This is a genomic window from Pseudomonas sp. AK106 (genome assembly GCF_053903055.1).
In genome coordinates this window covers 1,622,911-1,646,299 of record NZ_CP096426.1, presented here as the reverse complement: position 1 = coordinate 1,646,299, position 23,389 = coordinate 1,622,911, and the positions used below count along the sequence as shown (strand labels likewise).

Annotated in this window: 26 protein-coding genes and 1 pseudogene; 21 read left to right on the top strand and 6 right to left on the bottom strand. The window is 61.1% G+C overall.

Annotation, left to right across the window (positions count from 1 at the left end):
• Positions 1 to 792, top strand: a complete 792-nt coding sequence (locus M1E04_RS07520; protein WP_456292680.1) for a crotonase/enoyl-CoA hydratase family protein — start codon at positions 1 to 3, stop codon at positions 790 to 792.
• A 40-nt stretch (positions 793 to 832) separates the two neighbouring features.
• On the opposite strand, the gene M1E04_RS07515 is transcribed toward M1E04_RS07520, so the two are convergent.
• Complete coding sequence (locus tag M1E04_RS07515; RefSeq protein WP_065993059.1) at positions 833 to 1,588, bottom strand: spermidine synthase; 756 nt, start codon at positions 1,586 to 1,588, stop codon at positions 833 to 835.
• 228 nt (positions 1,589 to 1,816) lie between these two features.
• On the opposite strand from M1E04_RS07515, the gene M1E04_RS07510 reads away from it, so the two are divergent.
• Entirely contained in the window at positions 1,817 to 3,163 is a 1,347-nt protein-coding gene (locus M1E04_RS07510) for a class II 3-deoxy-7-phosphoheptulonate synthase (RefSeq protein WP_065993057.1), read from the top strand.
• Positions 3,164 to 3,291: 128 nt separating this feature from the next.
• On the opposite strand, the gene M1E04_RS07505 is transcribed toward M1E04_RS07510, so the two are convergent.
• Both M1E04_RS07505 and M1E04_RS07500 read right to left on the bottom strand, forming a co-directional pair.
• A complete protein-coding gene (locus tag M1E04_RS07505) occupies positions 3,292 to 4,539 on the bottom strand; it encodes a winged helix-turn-helix domain-containing protein (RefSeq protein ID WP_456292679.1) in 1,248 nt (415 codons plus the stop codon).
• Positions 4,540 to 4,588: 49 nt separating this feature from the next.
• The gene (locus M1E04_RS07500; RefSeq protein WP_244657006.1) at positions 4,589 to 4,822 is read right to left on the bottom strand and encodes a DUF1127 domain-containing protein; all 234 of its coding nucleotides are present in this window, start codon (positions 4,820 to 4,822) and stop codon (positions 4,589 to 4,591) included.
• A gap of 96 nt (positions 4,823 to 4,918) precedes the next feature.
• On the opposite strand from M1E04_RS07500, the gene M1E04_RS07495 reads away from it, so the two are divergent.
• Positions 4,919 to 5,773 carry a LysR substrate-binding domain-containing protein gene (locus M1E04_RS07495; RefSeq protein ID WP_065993052.1) on the top strand — a complete coding sequence of 285 codons (855 nt, stop codon included), beginning with the start codon at positions 4,919 to 4,921 and terminating at the stop codon, positions 5,771 to 5,773.
• A gap of 19 nt (positions 5,774 to 5,792) precedes the next feature.
• On the opposite strand, the gene M1E04_RS07490 is transcribed toward M1E04_RS07495, so the two are convergent.
• Entirely contained in the window at positions 5,793 to 6,524 is a 732-nt protein-coding gene (locus M1E04_RS07490) for a sulfite exporter TauE/SafE family protein (RefSeq protein WP_456293159.1), read from the bottom strand.
• Between the two features lie 239 nt (positions 6,525 to 6,763).
• On the opposite strand from M1E04_RS07490, the gene M1E04_RS07485 reads away from it, so the two are divergent.
• The 9 genes and pseudogenes from M1E04_RS07485 to M1E04_RS07445 all read left to right on the top strand — a co-directional run bounded on the left by M1E04_RS07485 (position 6,764) and on the right by M1E04_RS07445 (position 13,487).
• The gene (locus tag M1E04_RS07485) at positions 6,764 to 7,237 is read left to right on the top strand and encodes a MarR family winged helix-turn-helix transcriptional regulator (RefSeq protein ID WP_456292678.1); all 474 of its coding nucleotides are present in this window, start codon (positions 6,764 to 6,766) and stop codon (positions 7,235 to 7,237) included.
• A gap of 86 nt (positions 7,238 to 7,323) precedes the next feature.
• Positions 7,324 to 7,432 (top strand): annotated as a pseudogene (locus M1E04_RS07480) (organic hydroperoxide resistance protein); the annotation flags it as partial.
• A 243-nt stretch (positions 7,433 to 7,675) separates the two neighbouring features.
• The gene (locus tag M1E04_RS07475; protein WP_456292677.1) at positions 7,676 to 8,173 is read left to right on the top strand and encodes a hypothetical protein; all 498 of its coding nucleotides are present in this window, start codon (positions 7,676 to 7,678) and stop codon (positions 8,171 to 8,173) included.
• 108 nt (positions 8,174 to 8,281) lie between these two features.
• Complete coding sequence (locus tag M1E04_RS07470) at positions 8,282 to 10,144, top strand: PAAR domain-containing protein (RefSeq protein ID WP_456292676.1); 1,863 nt, start codon at positions 8,282 to 8,284, stop codon at positions 10,142 to 10,144.
• On the top strand, positions 10,110 to 10,802 hold the full coding sequence (locus tag M1E04_RS07465) for a DUF2931 family protein (RefSeq protein ID WP_456292675.1): 693 nt from the start codon (positions 10,110 to 10,112) through the stop codon (positions 10,800 to 10,802). The genes M1E04_RS07470 and M1E04_RS07465 overlap by 35 nt, the downstream gene beginning before the upstream one ends.
• Entirely contained in the window at positions 10,789 to 11,475 is a 687-nt protein-coding gene (locus tag M1E04_RS07460) for a DUF2931 family protein (RefSeq protein ID WP_192133733.1), read from the top strand. The genes M1E04_RS07465 and M1E04_RS07460 overlap by 14 nt, the downstream gene beginning before the upstream one ends.
• Positions 11,462 to 11,830: a MarR family winged helix-turn-helix transcriptional regulator gene (locus tag M1E04_RS07455; RefSeq protein ID WP_456292674.1), complete on the top strand. Its 369-nt coding sequence runs from the start codon at positions 11,462 to 11,464 to the stop codon at positions 11,828 to 11,830. Before M1E04_RS07460 ends, M1E04_RS07455 begins: the two co-directional genes overlap by 14 nt.
• Before the next feature lie 166 nt (positions 11,831 to 11,996).
• A complete protein-coding gene (locus M1E04_RS07450) occupies positions 11,997 to 12,416 on the top strand; it encodes an organic hydroperoxide resistance protein (protein ID WP_455914318.1) in 420 nt (139 codons plus the stop codon).
• 51 nt (positions 12,417 to 12,467) lie between these two features.
• On the top strand, positions 12,468 to 13,487 hold the full coding sequence (locus tag M1E04_RS07445) for an alpha/beta hydrolase (RefSeq protein ID WP_192133735.1): 1,020 nt from the start codon (positions 12,468 to 12,470) through the stop codon (positions 13,485 to 13,487).
• 306 nt (positions 13,488 to 13,793) lie between these two features.
• On the opposite strand, the gene M1E04_RS07440 is transcribed toward M1E04_RS07445, so the two are convergent.
• Complete coding sequence (locus tag M1E04_RS07440) at positions 13,794 to 14,363, bottom strand: elongation factor P (protein WP_456292673.1); 570 nt, start codon at positions 14,361 to 14,363, stop codon at positions 13,794 to 13,796.
• Positions 14,364 to 14,450: 87 nt separating this feature from the next.
• The gene (gene earP / locus M1E04_RS07435) at positions 14,451 to 15,596 is read right to left on the bottom strand and encodes an elongation factor P maturation arginine rhamnosyltransferase EarP (protein WP_456292672.1); all 1,146 of its coding nucleotides are present in this window, start codon (positions 15,594 to 15,596) and stop codon (positions 14,451 to 14,453) included.
• A 123-nt stretch (positions 15,597 to 15,719) separates the two neighbouring features.
• Between earP and M1E04_RS07430 the strand changes: the two genes are divergently transcribed.
• The 9 genes from M1E04_RS07430 (at position 15,720) to M1E04_RS07390 (ending at position 23,359) form a co-directional block, all read left to right on the top strand.
• On the top strand, positions 15,720 to 16,115 hold the full coding sequence (locus M1E04_RS07430; RefSeq protein ID WP_065993046.1) for a hypothetical protein: 396 nt from the start codon (positions 15,720 to 15,722) through the stop codon (positions 16,113 to 16,115).
• A gap of 46 nt (positions 16,116 to 16,161) precedes the next feature.
• Complete coding sequence (locus tag M1E04_RS07425; protein WP_456293158.1) at positions 16,162 to 16,644, top strand: GreA/GreB family elongation factor; 483 nt, start codon at positions 16,162 to 16,164, stop codon at positions 16,642 to 16,644.
• 123 nt (positions 16,645 to 16,767) lie between these two features.
• Complete coding sequence (locus tag M1E04_RS07420) at positions 16,768 to 16,974, top strand: hypothetical protein (RefSeq protein ID WP_065993044.1); 207 nt, start codon at positions 16,768 to 16,770, stop codon at positions 16,972 to 16,974.
• Positions 16,975 to 17,076: 102 nt separating this feature from the next.
• The gene (locus M1E04_RS07415; protein ID WP_065993039.1) at positions 17,077 to 17,637 is read left to right on the top strand and encodes a DUF1003 domain-containing protein; all 561 of its coding nucleotides are present in this window, start codon (positions 17,077 to 17,079) and stop codon (positions 17,635 to 17,637) included.
• Between the two features lie 223 nt (positions 17,638 to 17,860).
• Entirely contained in the window at positions 17,861 to 18,664 is an 804-nt protein-coding gene (gene dkgB / locus M1E04_RS07410; RefSeq protein WP_410935612.1) for a 2,5-didehydrogluconate reductase DkgB, read from the top strand.
• Between the two features lie 330 nt (positions 18,665 to 18,994).
• A complete protein-coding gene (locus M1E04_RS07405; RefSeq protein WP_065993032.1) occupies positions 18,995 to 19,732 on the top strand; it encodes a FadR/GntR family transcriptional regulator in 738 nt (245 codons plus the stop codon).
• Positions 19,729 to 20,733 (top strand): ABC transporter ATP-binding protein, encoded by a 1,005-nt coding sequence (locus tag M1E04_RS07400; RefSeq protein WP_192133746.1) that lies wholly within the window; start codon positions 19,729 to 19,731, stop codon positions 20,731 to 20,733. Before M1E04_RS07405 ends, M1E04_RS07400 begins: the two co-directional genes overlap by 4 nt.
• Complete coding sequence (locus M1E04_RS07395) at positions 20,730 to 21,863, top strand: ABC transporter ATP-binding protein (RefSeq protein WP_456292671.1); 1,134 nt, start codon at positions 20,730 to 20,732, stop codon at positions 21,861 to 21,863. Before M1E04_RS07400 ends, M1E04_RS07395 begins: the two co-directional genes overlap by 4 nt.
• On the top strand, positions 21,860 to 23,359 hold the full coding sequence (locus tag M1E04_RS07390) for an ABC transporter substrate-binding protein (protein ID WP_456292670.1): 1,500 nt from the start codon (positions 21,860 to 21,862) through the stop codon (positions 23,357 to 23,359). The genes M1E04_RS07395 and M1E04_RS07390 overlap by 4 nt, the downstream gene beginning before the upstream one ends.
• The last annotated feature ends 30 nt before the right edge of the window (positions 23,360 to 23,389 follow it).

The following is a 23,389-nucleotide window of genomic DNA, read 5'->3' as shown; positions in this document are numbered from 1 at the left end:
ATGACCTCTTCGATTAAAGGCCACGTCAGCCGGGAACAGCGCGGCGCAATCATGCTCATCGGCCTGGACCGCGCCGCAAAACGCAACGCCTTCGACCTGGATATGCTCAACCAGCTGAGCCTGGCCTACGGGGAGTTCGAGCGTAACGACCAGGCGCGGGTCGCGGTGGTGTTTGCCCACGGCGACCATTTCACAGGCGGGCTCGATCTGGCCAAGGCCGGCCCGGCACTGAGAGAAGGCTGGACGCTCCCGCCCGGCGGTTACGATCCCTGGGGTCTGTCGGTCGGTCCGCGGGTCAGCAAGCCGGTGATCGTCGCGGCCCAGGGCTGGTGCCTGACCCTGGGCATCGAGCTGATGCTCGCCGCTGATATCAACCTGTGCGCGAGCAACGCCCGCTTCGCCCATCTGGAAGTGCAGCGCGGCATTTTCGCCTTTGGTGGCGCGACCCTGCGGCTGCACCAGATCGCGGGCTGGGGCAATGCCATGCGCTGGCTGCTGACGGGCGATGAATTCGACGCCCACGAAGCGTGCCGCATGGGCCTGGTGCAGGAGGTGATGGCCCCGGAAGACCTGCTGCCCTCGGCGTTGCGCCTGGCCCGGCACATCGCCGACCGGGCACCCCTGGGAGTCCGCATCACCCTGGAGTCCGCGCGTCAGGCTGTGCTCGAGGGTGAAAGCGTCGCGGCGAAGGCGTTGCCGGCGCTGGTCCGGCGGGTGCTCGACAGCGAAGACGCCAGGGAAGGCCTGCAGGCGATGATGGAAAAACGCACCCCGGTGTTCAAAGGCTGCTAATCAGAGTTTGCTGACAGAGCCGGCTGAACGGGGATGCTGATCACGTCGCAGGCCGCAGCGTCTTGATCAGCGGCAACAGCGAATAGCCCAGCTGCGGCGCGAGGCTTTCGGCGCGCTGGGTGAGGGCGTCAATGTCCAGCGTCTGATCGAGGTCAGCGGGGACGATAAGGATGACGTTGCCCTCCTTCACCGGCAGTTCCCAGTAATGCCGGTGATAAAGCCCGCGCAGCAGCGCCGCCCCAAGTGGTTTGCCATCGTCCGACGCCCACTGGTTGATGATCAGCCAGCCGCCGGGGTTGAGGCGCTGTTGGCATTTTTCGAGAAACCCCCAGGCCAGATGGCCCACGGCAGGGCCGGTGTCGGTGTAGAGATCGACGAAAATCAGGTCAGCGTCTTCGGCGGTCGGCAGCAGGTCGAGGGCGTCGCCGATGCGCACGTACAGCCGGGGATCGTCCTGCAGGCCCATGTATTCCATGGCCAGACGCGGCACATCGGGGCGCAGTTCGATGGCTTCGACGTCGTCGAGGGGGAGAAACTTCAGGCACGCCTGGGTCAGCGTGCCCGCGCCCAGCCCCATGAACAGCGCGCTTTCCGGGGCGGGATGGCACAGGGCGCCAATGAACATGGCGCGGGTGTAGTCGTATTCGAGCCAGGCCGGATCGGCCGTGAACGTGCAACTCTGTTCGATGGCGTCACCGAACTCCAGGAAGCGGTAATCGGCCACTTCAAGTACGCGGATTTTGCCGAATTCGTCGTGAACTTCGGCCAACACGTGCTCTACGCGTTCCTCGGTCATTGCTGTTCTCGTGCCCATGGTCAGAGTGATTCGGGATAGCGCCCGCAGGGATTAGCATCGCCGCGCTCAGCGATCGACGTAGCCGCGCACCGGGCCTGGCGTGCAAAAGGGAGCTGAAAGCGGCCCGCAAAGGCGCGGATTGTCGGCGAATCACGCCCCGCAGGTCACGCAAATTCTCGGAGCGAGCTGCTAACATGCCTGTCCGATCGCACTGACTTCGAGTTCAACATGAGCCAACCCTGGAGCCCCGACAGCTGGCGGAACTTGCCTATCCAGCAGCAACCTCAATACCCGGACGCCGAGCACGTTCGCCGTGTCGAACAGACCCTTGCCAGCTACCCGCCGCTGGTGTTTGCCGGGGAAGCACGCGAGCTGCGCCGACAGTTTGCCGAGGTCACCGAGGGCCGGGCGTTCCTGCTGCAGGGTGGCGATTGCGCGGAGAGCTTCTTCGAATTCTCGGCGGCGAAAATCCGCGACACCTTCAAGGTGCTGCTGCAAATGGCGATCGTCATGACGTTTGCAGCCGGTTGTCCGGTGGTCAAGGTCGGGCGCATGGCCGGGCAATTCGCCAAGCCGCGCTCGTCCAACGACGAGACGATAGATGGCGTGACCTTGCCGGCGTACCGCGGCGACATCGTCAACGGCATCGGCTTCGACGAGAAGAGCCGCGTGCCCGACCCTGATCGCCTGCTGCAGGCGTATCACCAGTCCACCGCGACCCTCAATCTGCTGCGCGCTTTCGCCCAGGGCGGTTTTGCCGACCTGCATCAAGTGCACAAGTGGAACCTGGATTTCATCGCCAACTCGGCGCTGTCGGACAAATACAGCCAGCTCGCCGATCGCATCGACGAGACCCTGGCCTTCATGCGCGCCTGCGGCATGGACACCTCGCCGCAATTGCGCGAAACCAGTTTCTTCACCGCCCACGAAGCGCTGCTGCTGAATTTCGAAGAAGCCTTCGTCCGTCGCGACAGCCTGACGAATGATTTCTACGATTGCTCGGCACACATGCTGTGGATCGGCGACCGCACACGGCAGCTGGACGGCGCCCATGTGGAATTCCTGCGCGGCGTGAAGAACCCGATCGGCGTCAAGGTCGGGCCGAGCATGAACACCGACGACCTGATCCGCCTGATCGACATCCTCAACCCGGACAACGACCCGGGACGCTTGAACCTGATTGCGCGCATGGGCGCCAACAAGGTCGGCGACCATTTGCCGGGGCTGATCCGTGCAGTGGAGCGCGAAGGCAAGAAGGTGCTGTGGAGTTCGGACCCGATGCATGGCAACACGATCAAGGCCAGCAGCGGTTACAAGACCCGCGACTTCGCCCAGATCCTTGCGGAAGTGAAGCAGTTCTTCCAGGTGCATCAGGCCGAAGGGACCTACGCCGGGGGCATCCACATCGAGATGACCGGACAGAACGTCACCGAATGCATCGGCGGCGCGCGTCCGATTACCGAAGATGGCTTGTCGGACCGTTACCACACCCATTGTGATCCGCGGATGAATGCCGATCAGTCGCTGGAGCTGGCGTTTTTGATCGCCGAGACGTTGAAGCAGGTGCGTCGGTAGGGGGGCTGCGTCTGACTGCCATGGCTCCTTCCCGGCTGAAGCCGGTCCTACTAACGGCGCACCGTTTTCTGTAGGACTGGCTTTAGCCAGGAAAGCGTCGGATGTCAGACCCTAGAATCTACATTTCATTACAGGTGATCGAAGCCGCTGGCCACAAACGCCTCCCGCAAGCGCGCCGCACTGGCGCGCTGGCAGTTGATCAGCACGTGCGGCAGTTCCAGCCACTTCGCCAGTTGCCACAGGTGCATCGCCAGGGCGTGCATGCCTTCGTCATCCAGTCCGGGTTGCTCTTCGTGAACCCCATGGACCGCCAGACGCCCTGCCGCCCGTTCAGCACGCAGGTCGATGCGCGCGGCGATGCGTTCGTTGTGCAGAAACGGCAGCACGTAATAGCCGTAAATCCGCTTGTGCGCGGGGGTGTAGATCTCCAGACGGTAGTGGAAATCGAACAGCCGCTCGGTCCGCGCCCGCTCCCAGATCAAGGAATCGAAAGGCGACAGCAACGCGCTGGCCGCCACCTTGCGCGGCGCCGTCAGGCCAGGAAGCGTATACGCCGGTTGCTTCCAGCCCTGCACCTGAACCCGCTGAACCGCGCCCTCCTCCACCAGCTCTGCCAACCCGCGCTTCGCCGGGGCCGGGTCCTGCCGGAAATAATCGCGCACGTCCTTTTCGGTAGCGACGCCCAGCGCTTTGACCGCATGCAGCAGCAAGCCGCGCTGTGCGTCGGATTCGCCAATATCGGGGTGACAGACGATCGCCGACGGCAGAACGCGCTCGGGCAAATCGTACAACCGCTCGAAACCGCGACGGCCGGCGACCGTGACCTCACCCGCTGCAAAGAGCCACTCCAGCGCATGCTTTTCGGCGCTCCAGTCCCACCACGGCCCGGCGCGATCCTGTCGGGTGCTGATGCTGCCCGCGCCCAACGCGCCCTGCTCGCGAACGGTCTGTAACACCCGGGCGATGGTGGTTTGCTGCTCGCGGCCGAACTTGGCCAGTTGCTGATAAATGCCCTCTCCCTGGGCCGCGCGCTGCATTCGCCAGCGCATCAGCGGGTACAGCTCTACCGGCAGCAACGACGCCTCGTGGCCCCAGTATTCGAACAGCTTGCGCTGCCGACCCTGGCCCCATGCTGCCTGTTCCAGCAACGTGCGCGGGTAAGGGCCGAGCCGGGAAAAGAGCGGCAAGTAGTGCGATCGCACCAGCGCGTTCACCGAATCGATCTGCAGCACGCCGAGCCGTTCGATCAGCTGTGTGACGTGGGCTGCCTTGATCGCCGCATGCGGCTGGCGACTGCTGAAGCCCTGGGCGGCCAGCGCCAGCCGGCGCGCGTGCTTGAGGGAAAGTGGCGGGTGGATCGGCAGTTCGGCGGGCATTGCAACCTCCAAGGCGGTGCCCAACGCTAACCGATCATCCGCTGCCCTGTCAGCGCTTCATCGGGTCATCCCAGAAAGGACGCTGCATTTCTTCGTAGACATCCGCCCGACTCAGGCCCAGATCCTTCAGCGCATCATCGCTCAGCATGGCCAGTTCGACGCGCTGCTGATGCAGCTTGCGCCAGCGAGCAACCTGCGCCACAAATCCTTTCCACCAATGTTTCAGCGCGAATGCCCGCGACAGAGGCTTTGCGACCAGTACATAACCTTTTTGACCTTTCATCGTCCTGCCCTCCAGTGGGGATGGGCAGATTCTCTCGCCGGGCCTAAGATCAATCCAACGAATGTTTCTTATGCACTGCATCTGGGAGATTGATGCATGACCACCTACCCGAGTATCGACAGCGAACTGCTGCGCACCTTTGTCGCGATCGCCGACGAGGGCGGTTACACCAAGGCGGGCGAGGTGGTGAATCGCACGCAGTCGGCCGTCAGCATGCAAATGAAACGGCTGGAGGAGGACGTGGTGCGGCGCCCGTTGTTTCTGAAAGACGGTCGCACCATCAGCTTCACGGCGGAAGGCCAGGTGCTGCTGGGCTACGCGCGGCGGATTCTGAAACTGCACAGCGAAGTGTTCAACACCCTGCGCGAGCCGCACATGGTCGGCACGGTGAAGATCGGCACGCCGGACGATTACGTGATGCGCTTTCTGCCGGGGATTTTGCAGCGTTTTGCCCAGGCCTATCCGCTGGTGCAGGTGGAAGTGCATTGCGAGTCTTCGTCGCAGTTGCTGCAACGCCAGGACCTGGACCTGAGCATTGTCACCCGCGAGCCCGGCAAGGAAATCGGCCAGATCCTGCGCCAGGAGCGGTTCGTCTGGGCCGTCGGCGCAGGCTTTTGCCCACAGGAGCAAACGCCGATGCCGCTGGCGATGTTCAACACCGACTGCTTTTGCCGGCAGTGGGCAATCAACGCGCTACAGGCGTCCGGCCGCGAGTTCCGGGTGGCCTACACCAGCGCGAGCCTGTCAGCGATCATGGCGGTGGTCAGCGCCGGGCTGGCGGTGACGGCACAGCTGCAAAGCCTGATCACCTCGGACCTCGAAGTGCTGGGGGAACAGCACGGGCTGCCGCAATTGCCGTCGGCGAGCATCGTGCTGCTGCGCAACCCCAACAACCCGTCGCCGATCACCGAGTGCCTGGCCGATCACATTGCCGAGGGGTTCAGGCTGTAAAAAGACTCAGGCTGTTAGATCACAGCTTGAAGCACAGCATGATCGCGCAGATCACCAGAAAGCCGCAGAACAGCGAGCGCAACGTACGCTCCGGCAAACTGTGCGCCAAGGCGACGCCCCAGCTGATGCTGGCCAGCCCGCCGATGGCCAGGGGAATGCCCATCAGCCAGTCGACGTGCCCGTGCAAGGCGTAAGTGGCCAGGGTAATCGTGGTGCTCGGCGCCGCCAGTGCCAGCGCCAGGCCCTGAGCCGCCACCTGCGTTGCGCCAAACAGGCCGGTCAGAATGGGTGTCGCGATCACCCCGCCGCCGACGCCGAACAGCCCGGCGGTGACGCCCGAGCCCACACCCAGCAGCCACAACCATCGGGTGTGGCGCAATTGGGCGCCTGCAGTGCCCTTGCGCCAGACCATCTGGATCAGGTTGAACAGCGTCAGCACGATGAGAAACCCGACGAAGCCCAGGCGCATGCTTTGCGGGTCAACGCGCACCGCCCACAGTGAGGTCAGCCAGGACATCGTGAAACTGGGCACGATGAGCGCCAGCGCATGGCGCACCGACACCCGATTGCGCTGGTTGTAACGCCACAGCGCCAGCAGCACGTTGGGCAGCACCATCAACAACGCCGTGCCCTGGGCCAGTTGCTGATCGAGCCCGAACAACACGCCCAGCGCGGGAATGGCGACCAGCCCGCCGCCAATGCCGAACAGTCCACCCAGTGTGCCCATGGCGGCGCCCAGCAGCAGGTACATCAATACGTCGACAATCACGGGCGTTCCTCTGATCCGATTTCAGCGCGCATGCTACGCAGTCAGCGCCGTCGAGGAAATCCGCGTTGACGATTCCAGGGTGTACCACCGATTCACAGCATTGTCGGCGCCTGCCGCCGATCGATAGAAAGCTACACGCCCAGCCATTACCGAAATTATCTGGTGCATTAAACATCTGGGTACTAAATTACCGACCACTACTGACCGAGCGAGGGACACCCATGAACGCCAACGAGCCATCCCAAAAGGCTGGCGCTGGCAGCTGCGACGCGCTGCTGCTGGACAACCAGCTGTGTTTCGCCCTGTACTCGACGTCGCTGATGATGACCAAGGTGTACAAGCCGCTGCTGCAGGCGCTGAACCTGACCTACCCGCAATACCTGGCGATGCTGGTGTTGTGGGAGCGCGACGGCCTGACCGTCGGAGAGGTGAGCACGCGCCTGCTGACCGATCCGGGCTCGCTGACGCCGCTGCTGAAACGACTGGAAGCCGAAGGCCTGATCCGCCGGACCCGCAGCAAGGAAGATGAACGCGTGGTGCTGCTGACCCTGACCGAGCAAGGCAAGGCGCTGCACAAAAAGGCGCAGAGCGTTCCGCAATGCATTCTGGCCGCCAGCGGCATTAACCTTGAACAGCTCAAGGCCCTGCAGAAAGACTTGCTCGCCCTGCGTGGAAATCTGCTCGAGAGCCTCTGATCGGCTGCCGTAATCGGCAATTCTCAAAATGCTCAAAATTTAATGTGCACACTAAGCAGTAGCGCAGTACTGCACATCAGTCTGCTGGCTTTGAACAAGCCGAAGCCCAGGCGCTGGTCGATGCAGCCCGCCAAGTGCCCTAACTCCAATGCCACGCGCGGCAACGTCAATGTCCGTCTGCACATGACTGTCTGACACTCGCTCACACGCACAGTGAAACCCCTGAACTCGCAAGAGTCAGGGGCTTTTTGCTGAGTACGAGTAGACACTTTCTGCAAGAAATGGACGACGCGCTTTTCATTTCTGTCCTACGTCATCGCAGGCAAGGCGCTTCGCTTTCCGGCTTTGATCCTGATCATCATTTCTGCCCGACCCGCTCAGTCACCCCGCATGGATTGGGACGGCCCTCTCAGAATGATCACGACTCAGGACATGGGCATGAATACCTCACTCGCTCCGATGTACACCAATGAAGCGACATCCGACCTTCTTCAGTCACTCGACAAGCCAACCTTTACCTCTGAGCAAATGGCTGGATTTCACGAAGACGCTGTGGCGGTCATTCGCAAAAACGAAGCCTATTGCCTGGCTCACCCACCCATCGGCATCTACCGGCTTGCCACTGAAGGCAGCCAGACGCGCAACGGCGGTGTTGTTCAAAAAACGCAGTCGACCATCACTTGCATCCTGGAGAACGGCGAGCAAGTGCGCTTAGCGCACAAGGGAGACTGCGTTCTTTATCCGGATGGTTCCACCGCCCACATCATCACAGGCGCAGGCCACAGCAATGGTCACGTCGCGTTGGTGGGGAGCCGCTTGTGCAACGGCGACGAGATCATCAACACGCCACAGCCCCACAGACCGTTCGTAGCCCGCCAGGGCGTCCCTTTGGCTGCCGACTTCCTGCCTGCCGTTGGCAGCGCTAACGCCGAATAACACCCCACTTGGTTCCATTGCGCGACCTGCCCATCAGGCTTTCGCGTGGATTCCCCACATCTCCACTCTTTCGCATGGACGCGACACCTGAACAGGGAACGAGCACTGATGGCTACCGGTTATTACATCCGACTGAACGACAAGACCAGCTGTGGCGGATTCGTCACGCAAGCAACCTCCCGCATGGTGTTGCACGGCATTGAACAGTCGCGAGAGGGCGACGCGGTGAAGTGCGGTGTCGACGGTAAAACGTATCGTATCAGCGGCGGAATTTCCCACATGACCAGTGACGGCATTCGCCTGGCCGGCACCCTGGACAGTGTCAGCGGTTGCCCCTGTAAAGCCCGGTTGGAGCCGTCGCTGTTCTGTGCCACCTACGAGAACGAGGAGAGTTCGGCGGCAGTAGCCGGCAGGCCTTTTTCCGCCTCTGGTTACAGGCAGGGTGCTGCCGTCGCAACTACGTCGATGCCACTCAGCGCACGTACTGCCAACGCGGAGATGGAGCAGGACCTCGAAGAAGAGGAAGAAGAAGTCGAGCAAGAGCAACTGATCACTCTGCGCCTTGGCGTGTTCTTTGATGGCACCGGGAACAACCAGGCCAACAGCGAAACGGTTGCAGGTTGCATGGCGCGGGATGTCGGGCTGGAAAATGAAGCCGAAGAAATTCAGAAGTTCTGTGCCGAGTTTGGCTATGGGATTGACGGGAGTGCGCCAGACAACAGCTTTGGGAATGACACCTCGAATGTGGCGCGGCTTTATGATTTGTACATGGACCAAGCCGGCGAGCGTATTGATTCAGCAGCTGATGAAGCTTCCATAGCGGTGTACATCGAAGGGATCGGAACCGTCAGCGGCGGAGATGACGATCTTTGGGGTCAAGCAACTGGGAGAGGAAAAAATGGAGTACTGGCTCGGGTTGAACAGAGTTCGCAGTCGGTTGTGGAGCGCTTGCTGAGATTTAACCGCAACAATCCAGAAGTAACTATTCGCCGTCTTGAGATCGATATATTCGGGTTCAGCCGCGGAGCCGCCGCCGCTCGTCATTTCGCCAATGACATGCGCAAAGGCGTCGAGAGCTTGCTTGCAAAAGCAGTGCCTACCAGTGCCTCAATATTCGTTGAAGGCTTCGGTTGGCGTGTCCAGCATGATGTCCATCTGAACTTCATCGGCCTCTTCGATACCGTGCCAGCCATTGTCACACCGTTAATGCTGGATTTCAGCCCCGGCAATGATCGCAACGGGGGACTCAACCTGGGACTTCCAACGGGTGCCGCCCGCAAAGTAGTGCAGTTAGTGGCGCGGGATGAGCATCGATTGAATTTCGCCCTGATCCGCACCGAGAACGATATCGTTCTGCCCGGCTCGCACTCAGACATTGGCGGCGGCTACCGGCCGCGTATGCGTGAACGGCTGCTGGTCGCGAAACCGGCGAGTAGCCGGGAACGAAAGACCACACCCAACGAACAGTCGCTTGCGTTTTCACAATCCATTCAAAGCGTCGGCCCTTTGGTCAGACGCTTGGTCGATCAGGGTCTTGAGGTGGATATACATTGCCGCTCCGAAGACGAAGAGCGCACCCAGGAAAATCAAATCCCCCTTCACAAGCAGGTTTACGTCATCACCACACTTGATCGTGAGGTGAAGGGAGATTTGTCGAAGATTTATTTGCGGGTGATGCGGGAGCTGGCAGTACAGCACGGCGCCCCGCTCGATGTGATCAACGAGCACGACCAGCGCCTGTCCTTGCCGACTGATCTCGCCACCATTTCAGCGAAGATTCTGGGTTATGCAACAGGCAGGAGAACAACGCTTGATCTAACCGCCGCTGAAGAGGACTTGTTGTTACTACGCTACATCCACCTTTCAGCCAGTTGGAACGCGGTGAAAGACAGGAATAGAACAAGCATCGAACCAATGTTCATCAATCGGCCAACTGATGACCATCAGCGGATTATTCATGGCAATCGGTAGGTTAAACGCGCTGCTTGGATGCGTATTGGCTCTAATCCTGAGCGGATGCAGCAGCGCTAATGACTATGGCGTAGAGCTGCCTTACGACGCATGGCGATTGGGCTTATTTGCTCCCAGCTACATGGAAGTCTGGATTGAGACAGCCGATGTCGTCGATGTCAAAGGGCGGTTATTCAAACGGGCCATGAGTGGCGTGGCGGGGATTCAGACGCCACCCAATCTCCGGGGAAATCCAAAAGGCTGGCCTAAACAACCGGGCGACGGAAAAGGTAAGCACGTCTGGCGCGCAGATGTGCCTCGTTTGATCTATGTCCGTTGGCAATCTTTGGCCGAGCCACAAACCTACGAGGCTTACATTGACATCCCGGAGCAAATTCAACGATCCATGCTTGAAGGCGGAAAAACCTATTGCGATGCAAGCAAGGTATGGATCGATGACTACCGCAAGAATCTGGTGGTAGGTCTCGCTCCCGGCGGTATTGTCAAAACCTGGCTCATGGGAGTTTGTATCGACGCGATTGAAGTCAGCCGCGTGCAGGGTCACATAGTCGAGAAAGGTCCTCATGAAGGCCATTCAAACGGTCATTACTATCGCCCTCCCAATGAGGCATCGCAGGCCTACATCGACAAGTTCGGCATCCCTTATGACTCTTGGTGAAGGCCGATCAGAAAACATCAACGTCCTGTTCGGATGCGTATTGGGCCTGATCCTGAGCGGATGCAGTAGCGCTAACGACTACGGGGTGGAGCTGCCTTATGACGCATGGCGACTGGGCTTCTTTGCTCCCAACTACATGGAAGTCTGGATTGAGACAGCCAATGTCGTCGATGTCAAAGGCCGGTTATTCAGACGGGCCATGAGTGGCGTGGCGGGGATCCAGACGCCACCCAATCTCCGGGGGAATCCAAAAGGCTGGCCTACACGACCGGGCGACGGAAAAGGTAAACACGTGTGGCGAGCGGATGTCCCTCGGCTGATTTATGTCCGCTGGCAATCGTTGGCAGAACCCCAAACCTATGAAGCCTACATTGATATCCCGGAGCAGATTCAGCAATCCATGCTTGAAGGGGGGAAAACCTATTGCGATACAAGCAAGGTATGGATCGATGACTACCGAAAGAATCTGGTGGTAGGTCTGGCTCCTGGTGGCGTTGTCAAAACCTGGCTCATGGGAGTTTGTATTGACGCAGTCGAAGTCAGTCGGGTGCAAGGCAAGGTGGTTGAAAAAGGACCTGACCAAGGGCGTACGAATGGCCGTTATGCCTTGGAGCTAGAACCAGAGTCGCGAGCATACATCGACAAGTTCGGCATCCCTTATGACTCTTGGTGAAGGCCGATCAAAAATCATCAACGTCCTGCTCGGATGCGGTTTGAGCCTGATCCTGAGCGGATCCAGTAGCGCTAACGACTATGGGGTAGAGCTGCCGTATGACGCATGGCGACCGGGCTCGCTGACGCCACTGCTGAAACGTCTGGAAGCCGAAGGCCTGATCCGCCGTACCCGCAGCAGGGAAGACGAGCGCGTGGTGCTGCTGACCCTGACCGAGCAAGGCAAGGCGCTGCACAAAAAGGCCCAGGGCGTTCCGCAATGCATTCTCGCCGCCAGCGGCATTAACCTTGAACAGCTCAAGGCCCTGCAGAAAGACCTGCTCGCCCTGCGTGGAAATCTGCTCGAGAGCCTCTGATCAGACCCCTTCATCGACTCACCTCAAAAATCTCGAAAATTTATCTTGCGCACTAAACATTGGCGCAGTACATTCCATCTCACTTGCTTAGCGCACAAAACTTTAGCGCCAAGCAGACCCTGATTCAGTTATCACCATCCAACCCATCAGCACGTGAGGAATTACCATGCAAGCGCTCTACACTGCAGTCGCAACCGCAACCGGTGGCCGTGATGGCCGCGCTGTTTCCGACAACAAAATTCTCGACGTCAAACTGGCCACCCCGAAAGAACTGGGCGGCGCTGGCGGCGAAGCCACCAACCCAGAGCAACTGTTCGCTGCCGGCTACTCGGCCTGCTTCATCGGCGCACTGAAATTCGTCGCCGGCCAGAGCAAGAAAACCATCCCGGCTGACGCGTCGATCACTGCCCACGTCGGCATCGGCCAGATCCCTGGCGGTTTCGGTCTGGACATCGACCTGCACATCAGCCTGCCGGGCCTTGAACACGCCGAAGCCCAGGCGCTTGTCGATGCAGCCCACCAGGTCTGCCCTTACTCCAACGCCACACGCGGCAACGTCGACGTTCGTCTGCACGTGACTGTGTAAAAACCTGGCGTAAGGCCTCGCCTCCAACCCTCGTCTGACCGGGAGAAGAACATGAACACGTTTGGCAAGATTCTGGCTGGCTCGCTCCTCGCACTGTCCATCGGCAACGCTTTTGCTGCGACCGATACGGGCGTCGAGCACAACACGCAGGCGTTTCTGGACGCGCTGAATTCGGGAAGCGGCAAGCCGATCGAACAGCTTTCGCCCAAAGATGCCCGCGCCGTCCTGACCGGTGCCCAAGCCGGGGTCAAGTTGACCCTGCCCAAGGCCGATGTCAGCCAGAAGACCATTTCGGTGGACGGCCAAGACATCAGCCTGACGATCGTTCGTCCGGCCGGCGTCAAAGGCACCTTGCCGGTGTTCATGTATTTCCACGGCGGCGGCTGGGTGCTCGGCGATTACCCGACCCACGAACGTCTGGTGCGGGATCTGGTCGAGGGTTCGGGGGCAGTGGCGGTGTTCGTCAACTACACCCCATCACCTGAAGCCCACTACCCGACGGCGATCAACCAGGCCTATGCGGCGACCAAATGGGTCGCCGAGCATGGCAAGGAAATCAACGTCGACGGCAAGCGTCTGGCGGTGGCGGGCAACAGCGTCGGGGGCAACATGGCGACGGTTGTCAGCCTGATGGCCAAAGACAAAGGCACGCCGGCCATCCGTTATCAGGTGCTGTTGTGGCCGGTGACTGACGCCAACTTCGATACCGGTTCGTACGATCAGTTTGCCGAGGGTCACTTCCTCACCCGCAACATGATGAAGTGGTTCTGGGACAACTACACCACCGACCCGAAACAGCGCGCCGAGATCTATGCCTCACCGCTGCGGGCCACGACCGAGCAGCTGAAAGGTCTGCCGCCTGCCCTGGTGCAAACCGCAGGGGCTGACGTGCTGCGCGACGAAGGTGAAGCCTACGCCCGCAAGCTGGACCAGGCCGGTGTGCCGGTCACGGCAGTTCGCTACAACGGCATGATCCACGATTACGGGCTGTTGAACGTGGTCAGCCAGGTCCCGGAAGTGCGCTCGGCCCTGCTGCAGGCTTCGCAAGAGCTGAAGCTTCATCTGAAGTAAAGGCAGTATAAAAACGGGTCGACCAGCAGTGGTCGGCCCGTTTTGCATTGCTGGATTTTGTCGTTTAGTCGCCCCCTGTCGCGCAGCAAAAAGGGGCCCTGTGGGAGATCATCCCTAAGGCCTTGGCCACATACTGATTCCGTGGGTGACACTGATCCCGTGTACAGCTGCGGCTGTCTTTGGATTTGCTCCTACGAGGTGAGCGTGTTTCGCAGCTCGCTTTCCTATCAGCCACAAAAAAGCCCGACTCGAGGGTCGGGCTTTCTCGTGTCCGGCGTTACATCACCGGCATTACAAAAACTGTGCTTATTTGGCACGGCCTTTGTAGGAACCGCCTTCGCGGGTGTCGATTTCGATCCTGTCACCGATTTCGATGAAGTCAGCCACCTGCAGCTCGGTGCCGTTGGCCAGTTTGGCCGGCTTCATGACCTTGCCCGAGGTGTCGCCACGAGCCGAACCTTCGGTGTAGTCGACGGTGCGCACGATGGTCGTCGGCAGCTCTACGGAAACCAGACGCTCTTCAAAGAAGATCGCTTCGCAGACGTCGGTCATGCCTTCTTCAACGAATGGCAGAACGGCTTCGATGTCTTCGGCGTTCAGCTCGTACATGGTGTAGTCGGTGGTGTCCATGAACGTGTAAGTGTCGCCGCTGATGAAAGACAGCGTGGCTTCTTTACGGTCCAGGATCACGTCGTCCAGCTTGTCGTCGGCGCTGTAGACGATTTCAGTCTTGTAGCCGGTCAGCAGGTTCTTCAGCTTGGTTTTCATGATCGCGCTGTTACGGCCCGACTTGGTGAATTCAGCTTTCTGAACCAGCCAAGGATCGTTTTCCAGCTTGATCACGGTACCGGGTTTAAGCTCTTTGCCAGTTTTCATTACGAGTATCCGAATTTGGATGAAAGATCTTTCTAAGCCCTGTACGAAAAGCCACTTTTCGTACAGGGCTTAATACAAGGCCGCGTATCATATCCAACTTTGGTAAAACCTTACCAGCGCAGTCGTCAGATCCTCCTGCAAGGCCTGTTCCAGACACCAGCGCCGGGCATGGGCGGCGAGTTCATCGGTGTGCTGCTCCAGCGCATTCCAGCCCTGAGTCATGGCTGTTCCGCCATTCCAGCTGCGCCAGACCTCGGTCAGCGCCTGCCCTGCAGCCTCCGACAACCCCCCCCGATACAGCTCCAGAAACGCATCGAGCTTGGCCCAGTGGGCGTCGTCATCCTGCTCATAGATGTGCCAGATCAGCGGCCGCCCCGCCCATTGCGCGCGGACGAAGGAGTCCTCGCCGCGCACCACGTTGAAATCACAGCACCACAACAGCGAATCGTAGTCTTGCTGATGCACGAACGGCAGCACCTGAATGGTCAGGGCATCGCGCGCATGCACGGCGCCCGCCGTCAATTCATCCACGCCCAACCAGCGCTGAACGTCGCCCAGAATGCGGCCCTCAGGCACCAGCAAATGGGTAGTGCAATCAGCCTGGGCCAGGCAATCCAGCCAGCTCCCGAGCCCGGCGTGTTCGTAGGCAAACAGTGACATCAGCCGCGCATCGGCGTGGGGCGCGATGTTCAGGCGCTGGAGGAAGGATTGTCGTGCGGCGGGATTGGCCTGGAACGTCTGGCGCTTTTCGATCAAGCCGGCTTCACGCAACAACCCGCCGGTCTTCGCGGTGAATCCGGGGAAAAAGAAGTACTTGCGCAGGCCCGAAGACTGGATCGACGGCAGGCCGTGGCAGCCCGACACCCAGTCTTCGGCACTCAGGTACTCGAGGTTGAACCACAGCGGCCGTTTCTCTGCCCCGAGCATGGCGTCGATGTAGTCCGGTGGCAGGCGACAGGCAAAGGCCTCGACCACGACGTGCGGCAGCTGCAACGGCTGCCAGGTCTTGGGCCATGCCGCTGGCCAGCGACAGACGATAACGCCATCCTGCATTTGCTGATCAGCCAGGGGATCGGCACCCGGGCACAGCCGGGCGAAGGCATTCAGGTCATCGATCCAGAGGCGAACCTGCAGGTCGTGTTCGGCGACCAGTTGTCGGGCCAGGCGAAAGGTCACGCCGACGTCGCCGAAATTATCGACAACGCTACAGAAAATATCCCAAGAGGCTTTCATCCGGGCTCCCTGAGGATGTTCAAAAAAACCGATTGTCCGTCATTGCGGCGCAGAATCGCCAGCCCCGGTCGTGCGACAATCGCCGCCACTGCTGGCCACATGCATACAAGTCTGGAGTCTGTCATGTACGTCAACCCACGCGAACTGTCCGTCACGCTGCGCCCGCTCAAGCTGATCCTGTCGATTGCCGCCGGCATCTGGCTGGGGGTTCTCGCTGTCCTGCTAAGCCTGTGGCTGATCTATAAACTGCTCCCCGCCGAGCAGACCCAGGCACTGAACAATGCCGCGGCGCAGATAACTGCCCCGCCCGCGGCCAGACCAAAACCCGAAACTGATAACCCGATGTTCGATCAGTACCGGCAGATTCTGCGCGACAGCGAAACGCGGCAGACCCAGGAGGCTGAGCAGGCGGAGCGGCAACGCAGCTTCAACGGCCCGAAATGCCAGTTCTGGATGCAGCAGAACCAGACCGCGCCCAGCGAGAAAAGCCGTGCGAGCGTCTATCAGTTCTGCGGTTGAATCCCTTTTTGTCGAGCCATTCCATGCCACCGAATACGCCATGCCCGTGAACAAGCAAACCGTCCTGCAGTGCATCGTCGAGAAACTGCAGGTCGACCTCGATGTGGCCGTGCGTGCCGCGCAAACGGCGTACGAAACCGCGACCCACGAAGAGAACATCGCCGAGAACAAGTACGACACGCTCGGGCTGGAGGCGTCCTATCTGGCGGCGGGTCAGGCGCGGCGTGTGGAAGAAATCCGCCAGTCGCTGAACCTCTGCCGCCATCTCGTGCTCAAGCCCTTCGATGAACAGCGCGGCATTCAGACCGGCGACCTCATTGCCCTTCAGGCAGGCAACGGCGCGCAACAGCGGTTGTTTCTCGCGCCTGACGCGGCGGGGCTGAAACTCACGGTCGAAGAGCAGGTGATTACGGTGATCACCGCACGTTCGCCACTGGGACAAAGCCTGCTTGGCAAGTTCGATGGCGATGAGGTGGAGGTGGTGGTGAACGGCAGCCGTCAATTGTTCGAGATCACGCAAATCCTGTGACCCACTGATCATTTGCAGGGTTGTAGCGTCCGAGTTTTTGTGGGTAAGGTGCGCAGTCGCACCACAAAGGGTGAACCCCGGAACACGGAGCCGGGGACACGGATTTAACCAAGGAGATATTTCATGACGAACGTCATCACTTTCCCTGACGCCCATGAACGTGATCGCCTCAAGTCCAGTGACCACCACGGGTTGAGATACCTGAACAAGAAAGAGCGACAACTGATCGACCGACTGCGCATGACCAGTCACGCTGGCCGCCAGTACGTTTACGACTACGCCAGCATCATGCAGCGTTCCAAACCGCTGTACCCCGAGCCGGTGGACTGACGCGGCGCAACCGGGACACGCGCCGGTTCAGCAGAGGTTCAGTACAACGCCAATGAGCGCGGGCCTATAGTGGGCAGGTGTTTCTGTCCTCAGGAAAGCATCATGCCCACTGCCACGCCCACGCCCGTCCCCTCGCCCGCCGAACCGAGCGCTGCCGCTGCGCCGGCAGATCATCTGCGCTTTCACAAACGCCACGCCCACCTGGCGCCGACCTTTGGCACCGATGCCTTCGCCCTCAAGGCCGAGGCGTTTGCGCGCTTTTTCGGCACGCCCACCTTTCTCGGCGCCCAGACGTTTCTGGTGGTGCTGTGGGTCGGCGCCAACCTGAGCGGGCTGGTGTCATTCGATCTCTACCCGTTCATCCTGCTCAATCTGGCGTTCAGCCTGCAATCGGCCTACGCCGCACCGCTCATTCTCCTCGCGCAAACACGACAGGCTGCCCGCGACAAGGCCAGCGCCGATGCCGACGCGCTCCACCGCGAGGCGTTGGCAACGGCTAATGAAGAACGCATGGCGCGAGCGGCGCAAAACACCGCACAGATGCTGGAACTGCTGGAACAAAACACCCGGCTCACCGAAATGACCAAAGTGCTGACCGAACGGGTGGAAGCGCTGACGGCGGACATGCACAAGCATTTCGTAAAACGCGATGGGCATGTCTGATCTGGAGCCGGTCGCAGAACCCTGTGGGAGTGACCGCCACAGGCCGTCCGAAATCACATCCCGTTGAACGATCACGATCAAGCGCTGCCCGAAACTTCATGGCATTCATGATCCCCCGTCAAAACTCCCGTGCCCGCGCTGTGGTTTTTCCCTGCCAGCCGGCGCGGGATACTGGGCGTCTGCTTCGTTAATCCCCTTCCCCCTTGAACTCTGGAGTTTTCCCATGACTGTTCCCGCATTTGGCCTCGGCACCTTCCGCCTGAAAGATCAGGTCGTCATCGACTCGGTCAGCAACGGCCTGGAGCTGGGCTATCGCGTCATCGACACCGCGCAGATCTACGGCAATGAAGCCGAGGTCGGTCAGGCCATCGAGCAAAGCGGCGTGTCCCGTGATGAGCTGTACATCACCACCAAGATCTGGACTGACAATTTCGCCGCCGACAAGCTGATTCCGAGCCTTAAGGAAAGCCTGGCCAAGCTGAAAACCGATCACGTCGACCTGACGCTGATCCATTGGCCGTCGCCGAAGGGCCAGGTGCCTGTCGCCGAATTCATGGGCGCACTGCTGGAAGCCAAGCAGCAAGGCCTGACCCGCGAGATCGGGATTTCCAACTTCACCGTGGCGCTGATGGGTGAAGCCATCGCTGCGGTCGGTGCCGAGAACATCGCCACCAACCAGATCGAACTGCACCCTTACCTGCAAAACCGTACCGTGGCTGCTTTCGCTCAACAGCACGGCATCAAGATTACGTCCTACATGACCCTGGCCTACGGCGAAGTGCTGAAAGACCCGGTGATCGAGCAGATCGCCCAGCGCCACAACGCGACGCCTGCGCAAGTGACCCTGGCGTGGGCCATGCAACTAGGCTACGCGGTGATTCCGTCGTCGACCAAACGCGCCAACCTGGAAAGCAACCTGAAAGCCGTCGACCTCACGCTGACCGAGGACGACATGGCGCAGATTGCGCAGCTGGACCGCGGCCATCGCCTGACCAGCCCGGCCAGCCTTGCGCCGCAGTGGGATTGATAAAGCGCTGATTCTGGCTTCGGCCAGAATCACCCCAATCAGCGCCCCCTAATAACGCACCCGAACCATAAACAGGCGCCCTGCCTGGACCCTCCCCCGAAATTGGTTCGCTTCCCGTCTGAACCAATCCCGCTCCTCCTCGCGAACCAGACTTCCGAACCTTTGCCAATTGGCCCGAAGCGGCGGGATCACGCCTGCCCTTGTGCCGGCCATCGGACCTTGCGGGTGAACCAATTTTCATTGGCATCGCTATTGCACTCCTCTTCTGCAGCCAGGCCCTGCTTCACGCAGCCCATGGCCTCCGGTTCACCCCCGTGACGAGAGACGCAGATGGACAGCATCGACACCGACGCAACCCACGACACTTCGTCAAAGATGGCCCTCGACGCGTTGCGCCAACTGGTCGCGCAGCAGGCGGCCTTCCCGCAACGGCCATTACCGACCGAGCGCGACCTGGCGGTGGATTTCGGCGTCAGTCGCCGGGCCATTCGCCGCGCGCTGGCGGTGCTCGAAGCCGAGGGGCACATCTGGCGGCGGCAGGGCAAAGGCACTTTCGTCGGCCCTACCCCGCCGAGCGCGGCCATGAGCTTTGCCAAGCTGTCGAGCCGGACCAATTTCAGCGAGGTCATGGAAGCGCGCATCTATCTGGAACCGGCGCTGGCGTCACTGGCCGCCCTGCGCGCCAGCGGCGAACAGATGGCGATCCTGCGCCGGCTCGCCGAGCGCACCACCCACCAGCAACATGCCAGCGAACCCGACGCCGAAGGCATCGAGCTGTGGGACAGCGCGCTGCATCGCGGGATCGCCGAAGCCGCCGGCAACCGCCTGATGCTCGATATCTTCGAAATGCTCGACGCCATTCGTCTTGACCCGGCCTGGCGCGACCTGCGCCAGCGCGCCCGCAACACCGATCGCCTGAGCACCTACAGCCACGACCACCACGACATCATCGGCGCCATCGAGAGCCGCGATCCGGCCAAGGCCGCCACCGCCATGCGCGGGCACCTGCGTGCGCTGCAACAGGCGCTCGATCACGTCATCCAGCAAGACCTCGAGGCCAGCGTATGAGTGCTTCACCCGCGAACACCCCATCGGTATTGAGCGTCAGCGACCTCACCGTGCGCTTCAAGGATGCCCCGGCCAATGTCGTCGACGGCGTGTCGTTCGCCATTCAGCCGGGCAAGACCCTGGCCATCGTCGGCGAGTCCGGCTGCGGCAAAAGCGTGACGTCCATGGCGTTGATGGGCTTGCTGCCCGACACCGCCACCGTCCAGGCCAGCGCCTCGAATCTGCTGGGCGAACCTTTGATCGGTATGTCCGACGAGCGCCTGCTGGACGTGCGCGGAAACCGCATGGCAATGATCTTTCAGGAGCCGATGACCTCGCTCAATCCGGTGTTCACCATTGGTGACCAGATCGCCGAGAGTGTGATTCGCCATCAGGGTCTGTCTGCCAGCGCCGCCCGCCAGCGCGCGCTGGAAATGCTGGAAAAGGTCCGCGTGCCCGATGCCCTTCAACGCCTCGACGCTTACCCCCACGAGCTGTCCGGCGGCATGCGTCAGCGCGCGATGATCGCTATGGCACTGGCCAACGACCCTGCGCTGATCATCGCCGACGAACCCACCACCGCCCTGGACGTGACCATTCAGGCGCAGATTCTTTCGCTGGTCGCCAGCCTCCAGGCCGAAACCGGCACCTCGATGATGCTCATCACCCACGACCTCGGCGTGGTCGCCGAAGTGGCCGACGAGGTCATCGTGATGTACGCCGGGCGCGTCGTCGAAAGCGGTTCGGTGAAGACCTTATTCGATGATCCGCAGCACCCTTACACCATCGGCCTGATGGGCTCGATGCCCTCGGTTGGCCCTCGCGAAGGGCGTTTGGCAACGATCAATGGCCGTGTGCCGACGCCGGCTGAAATGCCTACGGGCTGCCGCTTTGCCAGCCGTTGCCCGTTCGTCATCGCTGCCTGCCGGGAAGCCCGTCCGCCGTTGCAGGAAGTCTCCGCCGGGCATTTCGCCGCCTGCATTCGTGTGCCACTTGAACAGCATCTGGGAGTCAGCGCATGAGCCTGTCAGGCCCACACATCGTGAACAACGGGGTGGCTGAATCGGCGCTGGAAAAGCCGATTCTGGAAAGCATCGCGGTGAGCAAACACTTTCACAGCGAAGCCGGGTTGTTCCAGCGCAAGAAGCCACCCGTGCAGGCGGTCAATGAGGTTTCCCTGGCCGTGCGCCGGGGCGAAACCCTGGCGCTGGTGGGTGAGTCCGGCTCGGGTAAATCGACCCTGGGCCGGGTGCTGCTGAACCTGCTCAAGCCCACCGCTGGCGACGTCATTTATGAAGGCCGCAACCTGGGCAACCTGCCCGCCGACAAGCTGCGTCAGGTACGCCGCGATCTGCAGATCATTTTCCAGGACCCGTTCGCCTCGCTGAACCCGCGCATGAGCGTGGAATCGATCATCGGCGAGCCGATCTGGCTGCATCGCGACGACAGCCGCAGCGCGCGTCAGGACAAAGTCGCCGAGCTGCTGCGCACGGTGGGTCTGGCGCCGGAGCACGGCAGCCGCTTTCCCCACGAATTTTCCGGTGGTCAGCGTCAGCGCATCGGTATCGCCCGGGCGCTGGCCTCGGAACCACGGCTGATCCTCGGCGACGAACCGGTGTCGGCGCTCGACGTTTCGGTGCAGGCCCAGGTGGTGAATCTGCTGGAAGACCTCAAGCACCAGTTCGGCCTGACCCTGCTGATCGTCGCCCACGGCCTCGCGGTGATCTGCCACATGAGCGACCGTGTGGCGGTGATGTACCTCGGCGAGATCGTCGAACTGGCGCCGGTCAACGCGCTGTTCGAAACGCCGTTTCATCCTTACACGCAAGCGCTGATGGCCGCCGTGCCGGTCAGCCATCCCGATCTGCGCCGTCCGCGGCCGTTACTCGGCGGTGACATGCCAAGCCCGAGCAAGCCGCCGTCCGGTTGCCGCTTTCACACCCGTTGCCCCCACGCCAAGCCGCTGTGCCGCGAGGCGAAGCCGCTCTTCGAAAGCGTCGAGCCGGGGCGTCAGGTGGCCTGCCATTACTGGCGCGAAATCGCCAATGCCGGCGCCGGTTCGCTGATCGTGCCCACGCCCAGCGCCGCCTACAGCCAGCGCCTGAACCTGTTCAAAAGCCATCAAGCCCTTTCTCTGGAGAGTCAGCCATGAAATTCGCCCACCTGATGACAACCACGTTGTTGCTGCTCGCTGCGAATGCGGCTGTCGCCGAAACCACCCTGCGCATCGGCATTCAGGACGACCCTGACATGCTCGACCCACACCGCTCGCGTACCTACTCGGGGCGTCTGGTCTACACCGCGCTGTGCGACAAGCTGGTGGACGTCAATCCGGACCTGACCTACGCGCCGCAACTGGCCACCGCCTGGAACTGGAGCGAGGACGGCAAGACGCTGACCATGACCCTGCGCGACGGCGTGACCTTCCACGACGGCGAGGTGTTTGATGCCGCCGCCGTGAAGTTCAACCTCGACCGTGCGCGCACCCTGCCCGACTCCCTGCGCAAGAGTGAGCTGGCGTCGGTGGAAAGCGTTGAGGTGATCGACGCGAAAACCGTGGCGATCAAAGTCAAGCAGCCCGACGCGACGCTGATCTCGCAACTGTCCGACCGCGCCGGGATGATGCTCGCACCCAAGGCCTCGGCGACCGACGTGGCCTCCAAGCCGGTGTGTTCCGGGCCCTACAAATTCGTTCAGCGCGTGCAGCAGGACCGCATCGTGCTGGAGCGCTTCGACAACTACTGGAACAAGCAGGCGTACCACTTCGACAAGGTGATTTTCCTGCCGATTCCGGACACCTCGGTGCGCCTGGCAAACCTGCGTTCCGGCGACCTGGACATCATCGAACGCGTCGCGCCCACCGACGTGAAGACCGCCAAGGCCGACAGCCACGTGCAGGTGTTCAGCACGCCGGGCCTGGGCTACATGCAGCTGATGTACAACACCAACAACGGCGACAAAGCCAACACCCCGATGGGCAAGGACAAGCGCGTGCGCAAGGCCTTCGAGCTGGCGATCGACCGTGACGCGATCAATCAGGTGGTGTTCGAAGGCCTGTACGCGCCGAGCGCCCAGCCGTTCCCGAAAAACAGCCCGTATTACGACAAGGACTTGCCGCTCCCGACCCGTGACGTCGAAGCCAGCAAAAAACTGCTCGCGGAAGCCGGGGTCAAGACGCCCCTCGCCGTGGAGCTGAAAGTCGCCAACAACCCCATCGCCCAGCAGGTCGGCCAGATCATTCAGGCGATGGCCGAAGAGGCTGGCTTCAAGGTCAATCTGATCGCCACCGAATACGCCACGCTGCTCAGCGAGCAACAGGCCGGCAACTTCCAGATCGGCATGAGCGCCTGGTCGGGCCGCCCTGATCCGGATGGCGACATCCACCAGTTCGTGACCTGCAAGGGCGGCCAGAACGACGGGCATTTCTGTGACCCGAAACTCGACGAGCTGCTGAACAAGGCGCGCACCGTGAACGATCAGGCCCAGCGTCAGGCCATCTACTTCGAGGCCCTGCGCCTGCTCGCCGAAGACGTGCCGACCAGCTACCTGTACTTCGATCCGCGAATCATCGCCATGCGCAGCAACCTCACCGGTTTCGTGCCCAACCCCGATGGTTTGATTCGCTTGAACAACGTCGCTTTCAAATGACAGCGGCGCCCGTGGACAACCGCTTCGGCC